This window comes from Actinoallomurus sp. NPDC052274, assembly GCF_040679475.1.
GTDB lineage: Bacteria > Actinomycetota > Actinomycetes > Streptosporangiales > Streptosporangiaceae > Actinoallomurus > Actinoallomurus liliacearum.
This window is the reverse complement of sequence record NZ_JBFAUT010000117.1, coordinates 1-9,726: the sequence shown is the minus strand read 5'-3', so window position 1 is coordinate 9,726 and position 9,726 is coordinate 1. Positions and strand designations below refer to the sequence as shown.

The 9,726-nt window shown below is 70.2% G+C and carries 10 protein-coding genes; 3 read left to right on the top strand and 7 right to left on the bottom strand.

The features are described from left to right. Positions 1-71 precede the first annotated feature (71 nt). Complete coding sequence (locus AB0K82_RS44055; protein ID WP_364409599.1) at positions 72-344, bottom strand: GlsB/YeaQ/YmgE family stress response membrane protein; 273 nt, start codon at positions 342-344, stop codon at positions 72-74. Between the two features lie 164 nt (positions 345-508). Beyond that, positions 509-1,408, bottom strand: coding sequence for a PAC2 family protein (locus AB0K82_RS44050; protein WP_364409596.1), 900 nt, complete (start codon positions 1,406-1,408; stop codon positions 509-511). Positions 1,409-1,572: 164 nt separating this feature from the next. Here AB0K82_RS44050 and AB0K82_RS44045 point away from each other — a divergent pair, with 164 nt between their 5' ends. The 3 genes from AB0K82_RS44045 (at position 1,573) to AB0K82_RS44035 (ending at position 3,433) form a co-directional block, all read left to right on the top strand. Further along, positions 1,573-1,905: a YciI family protein gene (locus AB0K82_RS44045; RefSeq protein ID WP_364409593.1), complete on the top strand. Its 333-nt coding sequence runs from the start codon at positions 1,573-1,575 to the stop codon at positions 1,903-1,905. Positions 1,906-1,969: 64 nt separating this feature from the next. After that, the gene (locus AB0K82_RS44040; protein ID WP_364409590.1) at positions 1,970-2,593 is read left to right on the top strand and encodes a sigma factor-like helix-turn-helix DNA-binding protein; all 624 of its coding nucleotides are present in this window, start codon (positions 1,970-1,972) and stop codon (positions 2,591-2,593) included. 69 nt (positions 2,594-2,662) lie between these two features. Beyond that, positions 2,663-3,433 carry an alpha/beta fold hydrolase gene (locus AB0K82_RS44035; protein ID WP_364409587.1) on the top strand — a complete coding sequence of 257 codons (771 nt, stop codon included), beginning with the start codon at positions 2,663-2,665 and terminating at the stop codon, positions 3,431-3,433. 185 nt (positions 3,434-3,618) lie between these two features. Here AB0K82_RS44035 and rox read toward each other — a convergent pair whose 3' ends face one another. From rox to AB0K82_RS44010, 5 genes are all read right to left on the bottom strand, one after another. Further along, positions 3,619-5,043, bottom strand: a complete 1,425-nt coding sequence (gene rox, locus AB0K82_RS44030) for a rifampin monooxygenase (RefSeq protein ID WP_364409601.1) — start codon at positions 5,041-5,043, stop codon at positions 3,619-3,621. Positions 5,044-5,439: 396 nt separating this feature from the next. Next, the gene (soxR, locus tag AB0K82_RS44025) at positions 5,440-5,901 is read right to left on the bottom strand and encodes a redox-sensitive transcriptional activator SoxR (protein WP_364409585.1); all 462 of its coding nucleotides are present in this window, start codon (positions 5,899-5,901) and stop codon (positions 5,440-5,442) included. A gap of 35 nt (positions 5,902-5,936) precedes the next feature. Then, complete coding sequence (locus AB0K82_RS44020) at positions 5,937-7,367, bottom strand: MFS transporter (RefSeq protein WP_364409582.1); 1,431 nt, start codon at positions 7,365-7,367, stop codon at positions 5,937-5,939. A gap of 213 nt (positions 7,368-7,580) precedes the next feature. Next, on the bottom strand, positions 7,581-8,024 hold the full coding sequence (locus tag AB0K82_RS44015) for a heme-binding protein (RefSeq protein ID WP_364409580.1): 444 nt from the start codon (positions 8,022-8,024) through the stop codon (positions 7,581-7,583). Continuing rightward, entirely contained in the window at positions 8,021-9,469 is a 1,449-nt protein-coding gene (locus AB0K82_RS44010; RefSeq protein WP_364409577.1) for an APC family permease, read from the bottom strand. Before AB0K82_RS44010 ends, AB0K82_RS44015 begins: the two co-directional genes overlap by 4 nt. Positions 9,470-9,726: the final 257 nt, after the last annotated feature.

Genomic DNA, 9,726 nt, shown 5'->3' with positions numbered 1-9,726 from the left:
GGGGGGCGGACTACCCGCTGGAGCCCAAGTCGGTCGTACGCGGGCCGGCCCGCGTTGCTTCAGGTCGGCGGTCAGCGCACCCCTCGGCGTCCGTACATTCCGGCCGCCAGGGCCACGCCGACGGCCGCCAGGCCGACCTGGATGACCAGTTCGATCCAGTCGATGCCCTTCGTGTCCGCGACGCCGAGGCCGCCCGCGATCGCGGTGCCGATCAGCGCCGCCACGACGCCGATGACGATGGTGAGCCACATCGGGATGTGCTGGCGGCCTGGGACGACCAGGCGGCCGAGCGCACCGATGATCAGACCGATGATGATGGCGGTGATAATGCCGGTGACGTGCATATCCAGGGCTTCCTTTTACACTCGGGGCTCCGGGCGATCGGATGCTTCCCTGGATCCGGCGGGGTATGCACGCTCCCTCCGCGATTCGTCGTCTTCCCAGGTAGGAGCCGGTTTCGACCTCTTATCACCGGGTCGGACGGCCGCCGCGGAGCGCCCCATCGGGCCTACTGGTCGTTCTGTTCGGCGAGGAAGCGCTCGAACTCCGCGGCGATCTCCTCGCCGTCCGGCATCCGGGCGGGCGAACCGGCCAGCGGCAGGCTGTTCCGGCCCGCCTCCAGCACCGCGTCGTACTGCGCCTCGAGGCCCCGCACCGCCTCCGCGACGTCCTCGGAGGCGGCGACCTCGCTGTCGATCTGCTCGCGCGCCTCCGCCGCCGCCGCATCGAGGTCGGCGGTGGGGAACATCAGGCCGGTGGCGGACGTGACGCCGTTCAGGAGCGCGATCGCGGCCGTCGGGTACGCGGACTGGGCGAGGTAGTGCGGCACGTGCGCGGCGAACCCGATGGCGTCGTGGCCCGCCTCCGCCATGCGGTACTCGATCAGCGCGGCGGCGCTCCCCGGAACCTCGGCGCGGTTGATCCACGCCGGGTGCTCCCCGAGCAGGTCGGCACGGTTGCCGTGCGGCGTCAGGCCGGTCTCCCGGGTGTGCGGCACCGCCATGGGGATGCCGTGCAGGCCGACCGCCAGCCGGACGTCGAGCCGCTCGCTGAGCGAGATGAACGCGGCGGCGAACCGCTCCCACGCCCGGTCCGGCTCCGGCCCCGTCATCACCAGGAACGGTACCCCGACGGCGTCCTCACACGCGTACACGGCCAGTTCGGGGGCCTCATAGTCGATCCAGCGATCCGTGTCGAAGATCATCGGGGGCCGCCGTGAGCGGTAGTCGATCAGCGAGTCCACGTCGAACGTCGCGACGGGCCGGGCGTCCATCCTCCGCAGGTGCCGGGTGGCCAACTGTCCGGCACGGCCGGCGTCCATGAAACCGTCAAGGTGGTACACCAGCACCGGCCGGCCCAACTCCGGAATGTCCTCGGCCAGCGTGTAAAGCTCACTCGGATCGGCCACAGAGCCCTCCTCAACGCGTCAATGTCCGTACGAACGTGCCAGACCGCGGGTGAATTCCAGCATCGGCCCGGAGACCTCCCGCGGCGATCCGCAAATCTACGGCGTGCCGCCGAGGCGAGGGCGAAAGGCCCTCTTCGCGGGCGGTCCGGCCTAAGGTCAGGAAAGTGAAGTACTTGCTGCTGATATGCGGGGACGAGGCGGCTTACCAGGCGATGCTCGCCGATCCCGACTTCCTGCCCGCCTGCAGGGCCTGGGCCGCCGCCCGGGGTGACGGGCTCGTCATGTCCGGCGGCCTGGAACCGCCGGCCGACGCCACGACGGTCCGGGTACGCGACGGGGAGGTCCTGCTCACCGACGGTCCGTTCGTCGAGTCCAAGGAGGTCGTGGCCGGGTTCAGTCTGATCGAGTGCGCGTCACGGGAGGAGGCGGTCGAGGCCGCGCGGAGTCATCCCGTGGCACGGCACGGCACCGTCGAGGTGCGGGCCCTGCACGCATGAGCGAGCGGAGCGAGTGAATCGGCGGCACAGTGCCGCAGGTCACTCCCCCGACGAAGGAGGGCGCGTGAGCGTCGACGCGACCATCGCGGTCGCCAAGCTGCGCGAACTCGCCGCCCGCGACAACGACGCCGGCGCTCCGGCGGCCGCCGGGGAGTTCGGGGACGACCGGCTGGCGCTCATCTTCACCTGCTGCCACCCGGTCCTGCCGTTCGAGGCCCGGGTCGCGCTGACGCTGCGGACCCTCACGGGGCTCACGACCGCCGAGATCGCCCGGGCGTTCCTGGTCTCCGAGGACACCATGTCCAAGCGGCTCACGCGGGCGAAGAGCAGGATCCGTAAGACCGGGGTCCCCTTCCGGGTACCGGCCGCGGACGAGCGGCCGGACCGGCTGAACTCCGTGCTCGGCGTCCTCTACCTGCTGTTCAACGAGGGGTACGCCGCGATCGTACGGCTCAACCGCGCCGTCGCCGTGGGGATGCTCGACCCGGCACGGGGGCTGGCTCTCCTCGACGCGCTCTCCCCCGACCGGGGGAGTCATCACCTGCTGCCGGCCGCGCGGGCCGACCTGCTGCGCCGGCAGGGGCGTGCGGCCGAGGCGGCCACCGCCTACCGGGAGGCCCTCGCCCTGGCCCCGTCCGGGCCCGAGCGCCGCCATCTCGCCCGGCGTCTCGCCGAGATCTCTCCGTGAGACCGGTCCGTTCCCCGGGGGGCCGTTCGTAGGTGGGGTGAGACGGACCACTCGGAAAGGCTGGAGACCATGCACATCACCCGTTCCGCCGACGGCACGCCGATCGCCTTCGACCGGCTGGGCTCGGGCGTCCCGGTCGTCCTCGTGAGCGGCGCGTCCTGCGCCCGCGGGGTCCACGCGGAGCTCGCCGGCCTGCTCGCCGGCGACCTCACGGTCCTCAACTACGACCGGCGCGGACGCGGCGACAGCGGCGACACCGCGCCGTACGCGGTGGACCGCGAGATCGAGGACCTCGCCGCCGTGATCGAGGCGGCCGGCGGCGCCGCGGCCGTGTTCGGCAACTCCTCCGGCGCCGTGCTGGCGCTGCGCGCGGCGGCGGCGGGACTGCCGATCACCCATCTGGTCCTGTGGGAGCCGCCGTTCCAGCTCGACGCCGACGCGCCCCGGCGCGCCCGCGCGTACGTCACCGAGCTGACGGCCCGCCTGGCGGACGGCCGCCGCGGCGACGCCATGGCGCTGTTCATGCGCTCCGTCGGCGTCCCGCCCGCGGTGATCGACGAGATGCGCGTGGCCTCCGGGTGGGCCGCGATGGAGGCGCTCGCCCCCACGCTCGCGTACGACGCCGCCGTGATGGGCGAGGGCGGACTCCCGGCCGGCCTCGCGGACGTCAAGGCTCACACCCTGATCCTCACCGGATCCCGGAGCGGCCCGTGGGCCGAGGCCGCCGCGCGGGCCCTGGTGAACGTCCTGCCCGCTCCCCTGCACACGGTCCTCGAAGGTCAGAACCACAACGTCTCCTGGGACGCCCTCGCCCCCCACCTGACGTTCTTCCTCGACTGAGCACGCCGCGCCGGGCGGCTCGACGCACTGTAACGACGGCGGAACGCCCGCCGTCGCCGGCTCCGAGCCGAGGTGCGGCCGGCATCGGACCGAGAAGTCGCGGTAGCGAGTCATCCTGGCCGACACCGGCGTGACTCCTCGGTCGGATGTCGGAGGCCGGGCCCTTTTCGGGTGCTCAGGCGGGATCAGCCGGCGGGCTCGCCGAACCAGCGGGAGAGGTGGTCGTCCAGGTCCTGCTGATCGTCGCCGATCCAGGCGACGTGGCCGTCCGGGCGTAGCAGGACGCACGGAACATCCAGGACCGCGGTGGGATCCGCGAGGTGATCGACCCGGTCTGACCAGCCGCCGACGGTCAGGCGTTCGGTGCGGTCGAGCAGCAGGCCGCGGCCGTGATGCAGCAGATCGTAGAGGCGGCCCTGTTTCACGGCGATGTCGCGCAGGCGGCGGCCGAGCAGGTCGGGGCCTTCGCCGAAGTCGTAGCGGATGCCGATCGCGGTGATCTTCTCGATCAGATGGCGGTTCACCTCGTCGAAGTCCATCAGTTCGGTGAGCAGCCTGCGCACGGCCCGCGGGCCCGGTTCGGCGGACAGCAGTTCCATCTGGGCGCGGGTGTTGTCCAGCACGTCCTCGGCGACCGGATGGCGTTCGGCCTGGTAGGTGTCCAGCAGTGTCTCCGGCGCCCAGCCGCGGATCTGCGCGGCCAGTTTCCAGCCGAGGTTGAACGCGTCCTGGACGCCCAGGTTGAGGCCCTGACCTCCGGTGGGGGGATGGACGTGTGCCGCGTCGCCGGCCAGCAGCACCCGCCCGACCCGATAACGCTCGGCCAGCCGGGTGGCGTCCCCGAAGCGGGACAGCCAGCGCGGGGAGTGCACGCCGAAATCGGTTCCGGCGACGGCGCGCAACTGGTGTTTGAAATCCTCGAGGGTGGGCGGTTCCGCGCGATCGCCGACTCCCGCGACGGGGACGACGACCTGGTAGACCCCTTCACCGAAGGGCCGGAGCCAGAATCGCTTATTGGTCTCGCGGATTTCGGCCGCCTTGGCGGCGATCTCCTCCTGCGGCACGCCCACTTCCATCTCGCCCATCAGCGTGTCGGTCCGCGAGGGCTCGCCGGGGAAGCCGACGCCGAGCAGTTTGCGCACCGTACTGCGCCCGCCGTCACAGCCGACGAGGTAGCGCGCACGCAGCCGTTCCCCGTCGGACAGCTCGACGGTCACACCCTCGTCGTCCTGCTCGAGATCGGCCACGGCACAGCCGCGCCGGACCTGTGCGCCCAGCTCGATCGCGTGTTCTTCGAGCAGGCGATTGATGACCGGCTGCGGGATGCCCAGCACATAGGCGTGCGCGGAGTCCAGGCCCTCGGGCGCGGGTTTGGCGATGGCGGCGAAGATACCGCCGGCCGGACGCCGTCTTCCGTGTTCGAGAACGCGCTCCAGCAGGCCGCGCATCGCCATCAGCTCGAGACTGCGACTGTGCAGACCGACGATGCGGACGAACGACACGGGCTCGGTCTCCTTCTCCAGGACGAGTACCCGCACATCGTGGAGCCGGAGTTCGGCGGCCAGCATCGCACCGGTCGGCCCGCACCCGGCGATGATCACGTCGAACACGAGGGGCGCGCGATCGGCGCCGGAGGCCGGCGACGAGAGAACTCCGGGGACGTCGCCCACGGTGAAGTCGCGCTCGACCATGCCGTTCGACGACGGCTCGGCGGTGAGTCGCAGAGAGTGCATAGGTGTTGCCTTTCGGGAGTGCCTTGTTGTCGAGGCGCTCCCGGCGACACCTACGTCAATCGCCCGGCCGTGACGGGAAGGGGGAGCACCCACGTCGATACAGCGTTCATGGGTCTCACCTCCTCGGGCGGTGTCACGGTCAGCCGCAAGTTACAAGCCCGAGCATCACCCCGTCCAATCCTTTTCCAGCCACGTGATCACGATTCCAAACGGCCCGTGCGGTCGTCTCCGTAGGAGGGGTGGGTCGAGCTTGGCTGATAGCCGAAGCTCTGGTCAGGGAGGGGCGCTGGGTTGTTGGATCCGCACCGGTCCGGGGCCGCGGCCCCGGAGGGTGTCGTCGGGGTTGAGGAGCAGGCATGCCTTCATCGACAGGCAACCGCAGCCGATGCAGCCGGTGAGCTCGTGTTCGAGGCTTTCGATGACGCGGCGGCGCTCCTCCAGTTGTTTCTTCCAACGCCGGGAGACTCGCTGCCAGTCCTGGTGTGTGGGGGCGTGATCGGTGGGGAGGCCTGCGAAGACCTCGGCGACGTCCGACAGCGGGATGTGGAGGCGTTTGGCCACGATGATCAAGGAGATCCGGCGGAGCATGTGCCGGGAGAAGATCCGCTGATTGCCGCTGGTGCGTTCGCTGAAGATCAGACCCTTGCGTTCGTAGAAGTGCAGGGCGGAGGCGGGCACGCCAGTCCGGCGGATGACCTCACCGATCGTGAGATGGTCGTCTGGACTGGCACGCACGACGCTACTCCTTGCCTGGTTCGGGGCGCTGGTGGTCAGGTGGTGTGGCGGGACGCCGCGGTGCGGCTGTGAATCAGGGCGGCCACGATGATCGATAGGACCAGGCAGAGCAGGCCGACACCGAGCTGGGTCACCTGCCAGGACCAGGTGAAGGCGTCCAGTTCCGCGCTTTCGGCTCCGTCGGTGAGGCGTCCGGCGCCGACTGCGGCGGCGCGGGTGGTGTCACCGAATTTGGCCGCGAGGAGGCCGATGAGGGAGGCGCTGTAGGCGGCGATCACGAGAGCCTCGGCCGCTCCCCGTAGGGTGTTGAGGAAGCCGGCCGCCATGCCTACGGTGTCGGCATCGACCAGGGCCATGGCCTGGCCGTCGGTGATGCCGAAGGACACCCCCATGCCGACGCCGATCATCACCAGCGGCGCCGCGACGGCCACGACCGCGTCGTCGGCGTTCAACGTCACCAGCCACAGATTCCCGGCCGCGACCAGCACCAGGGCGATCAAGATCAGCAGACGGGCCGGAACACCCTTGTTCACCAGGGCCACGGCGACCATGGGCATGATCAGTACAGGGGCGGTCAGCAGCAGCATCGTCACCCCCGCGGCCGCAGGGGAGAGCCCGGCCGCCGCCTGCAAGTAGGTGGGCAGGAAGACCAGGACGCCGAGGAACCCGATGGAGGTGGTCAGGGTCGCCAGACTCCACCCCAGGAAACCGCGATTGGCGACCAGGGCGGGCGCCAGTACCGGAGCGGCACTACGCCGCTGAACGATGCCGAAGATGACCAGCACGACCAGGCCGGCGATCCCGGTGAACAGGATGACCGGGTGCGACCAGCCGAGGCCGGGCGCCTCCAGGAGCGCGAACATCAGCAGTGCCAGTGCCGCGACGAACAGGACACTGCCCGCCCGGTCGAGCCGGTCGGCACCAGTCGCGCGGGACTCGCGGGCACGGGTCCCGCCCGAAGCGACCAGCAGGCCGACGACGGTGAAGACCGCGAAGCTCCCGCGCCATCCGGCCGCGCTGATCAGCAGGCCCGACAGGGTGGGACCGATGGCGATCCCGACCCCGGCCATGGTGCCCATCAGGGCGAAGGCGCGATTCCGGGCCGCGCCGTCGTAGCCGGAGGCGAGGATGGCGCCGCCGGCCGCCATGATCCCGGCGCCGCCGACGCCGGAGACGACGCGGGCGATGTCGGTGACGACGATCGCCGGGCTCAGTACCGTCCCGAGGAATCCGGCCGCGAAGACCAGCGCCGAGGCGATGAACACCCGTCGGCGGCCGATCCGGTCGGCGGTCGAACCCGCGATGAGCGTCATGGCGGCGAAGGCCAGGTTGTAGCCGGCGACGACCCAGTTCAACAGGGACCCAGAGGCATCGAGATCACGACCGATGCTCGGCAGTGCCACCGCGGTCCCCGAGATGGACATCGCGACCAGGACGACGCCGGCCATGACCACCGGAAGCGTCAACGGAGACGGCCGATCCGCCGGGGCCGGATACGGAGGGGGCTCCGTGGCCCTGCTGTCCGTGCTGTTCGCCATGGCTGCTCGCTTTCTCACGTTCTGACGCAGACGGCGAACAGCCCACCAACTCAACCACAGTTGAGGTCAAATGCACTGGTGGGGCGTGCGGGTAGGAGGCCGCGGTGTCACTCGACGACCGTGCCGAAGCGGGTTCGCTCTTCAGGAGTGTCGTCGCTCAGCGGTGATCGCCTGACGCCATGCCTGTTCGCCGGCGTGCGCGCAGGCGACGTCTTCGGTCACTGTGCCGCCGCTGACCCCGACCGCGCCGATGACGCGATCGCCCAGCCGGAGGGGAACTCCGCCACCGAAGATCACGAACCGTCCGGACGCGTGGGCGTGCAGGCCGAACAGCGGTCCTCCGGGGGCGGCCTGCTCGGCGAGTTCGTGCGTCGCGATCCGGTTGGCGACCGCCGTGTAGGCCTTGTCGGGCGCGAGCACCGGGCCGGCGATCTCGGCGCCGTCCATCCTCATGAACGCCACCAGATGCCCGCCCGCGTCCACCACGGCCACCGAGACCAGCGCTCCGGCCCTCTCCGCCTCCCCCACTGCCGCCTCGCAGACCCGCAGCGCCGTCGTCAGGGTGATGGATGCCGCCGTGCTCACGATGCGACGGCCTCGGGCGCGTCCGTGTCACCGGTCGCCAGAACGGCTCCGGCCCGGGTGAGACGCTCCGGCCGGGCGCGGCCCAGCCACACCGCGACCAGCGCGGTGGCCACGATGAAGGCCACGATGACGTACGGGAAGAGGTTGTACGGCGCCTTGGGGATCGGCCAGACCGAGCCGTAGATCGGAATGAGCATGAGCAGGATGCCGAGCACCGGCAGCACCACGTGCCGTACCACGCTGAAGCTCTCCCGCCGTTCCCGCAGGAAGAACCGCACGCACGCGATGTTGGTCAGCATGTACACCGGCACGATGGCCAACGTGAGCAGTGCGCCCAGGTAGGCGTAGGCGTTGAACGGGCCGGTCGCGAAACCAACGACGAACGTGACGAACGTCGCGAACACGGCCACCGTCCAGATCGCCCTGCTCGGCGAGCGGTGCTTGGGGTCGACGTGGGCGAGCTGCCGGGGCAACATGCCCTCCCGGCCCATCGCGAAGATGATCCGGACGATGCCGTTGTTCGAATTCATGATCACGGCGAAGATGCTCGAGATCCCGGCCAGCCCGACGAGAAGCTTCATCCACGGCGCGTACGTGGCGGCGAGGGTGTTGAACGGCGCCTGGTCCGCCGCGAGCCTGCCCGCGCTCCCGGTACCGAAGCCGATCATCTCGCTGTAGGTGCAGAAGAGGTAGATCACCCCGACGAACAGCGTCGACAGCGCGATGCCCCACGGAACGTTGCGCCGGGGTTCGCGGACCTCCTCACCCAGAGTGGTGGCCGCCTCGAAGCCCACGAACGACAGCACGCCGTAGACCATGCCGAGCGCCAGACCGGACGGACCCCTCGGCGACGACGCCGGATTCAGCGGCGCGAACGACAGCCCGTGCGCGCCCCCTTTCGCCAGCACGATGACGCTCAACACCGTGATCACCAAGACCTCGGCGCTGAAGAGGGTCAGCGCCGTTCGCAGCGAGCCGCGGATGCCGCGCAGCGAGAGCACCAGCATCAGCACCGTGAAGGCCAGGGAGACCAGTGCCCAGTGCACGTGGACGCCGTACGACGCCAGCAGGTCATGGGTGAAGACGCCGATCAGCGCCAACTCCGCCGGAACCAGCAGGGCGTACGCCACGAACATCAGCCCGCCGGTGACGAAACCGCTGCGCGCGCCGATCCCTCGGGACACGTAGGTGTAGAAGGCGCCCGCGCTCGGCAGCTCGCGGGCCATCTGCATGATGCCGCTCGCCGTGATCAGTACGCCGATCATGGAGATCACCATGACCAGCGGGGTGGCCGCGCCGGCGAAGCCCGCGACGAGCTGGGGGTTGAAGTAGACGGACACCGCGGGCCCCATCAGGGCGGCGGACATGATGACCGCGCCGAGAAGGCCGACCGCGTTGCGCTGGAGGGTCGTCCGGTCTTCCGGTTCCGGAGACGTTTCACTCACTGGCGACCACCTTAGGGAAAGGCACTGAGCGGCGCCCCCGGCCGCCGCCGACGATGTCGCCAATCCTCTGGCCGCCACGAAAGCGAATGGAAGCGTCATCTTGTCACCATGACGATTCCGTTTCTTACGTTGTGCCAGGCGATCTCACGGCCGGCGATGACCGGCCGCCGCCTCCTCCTCCCCGCACCGATTTCACGCGAAGCAGAGTCTCGCGCCAGGACGACGCCGCACGGCGCGGCGTCGTCCAGAACTGAAGA

Excerpts from the sequence above, each read along its gene's own strand:
- AB0K82_RS44055 (WP_364409599.1), bottom strand. The coding sequence starts at position 344 with ATGCACGTCACCGGCATTATCACCGCCATCATCATCGGTCTGATCATC.
- AB0K82_RS44035 (WP_364409587.1), top strand. The coding sequence starts at position 2,663 with ATGCACATCACCCGTTCCGCCGACGGCACGCCGATCGCCTTCGACCGG.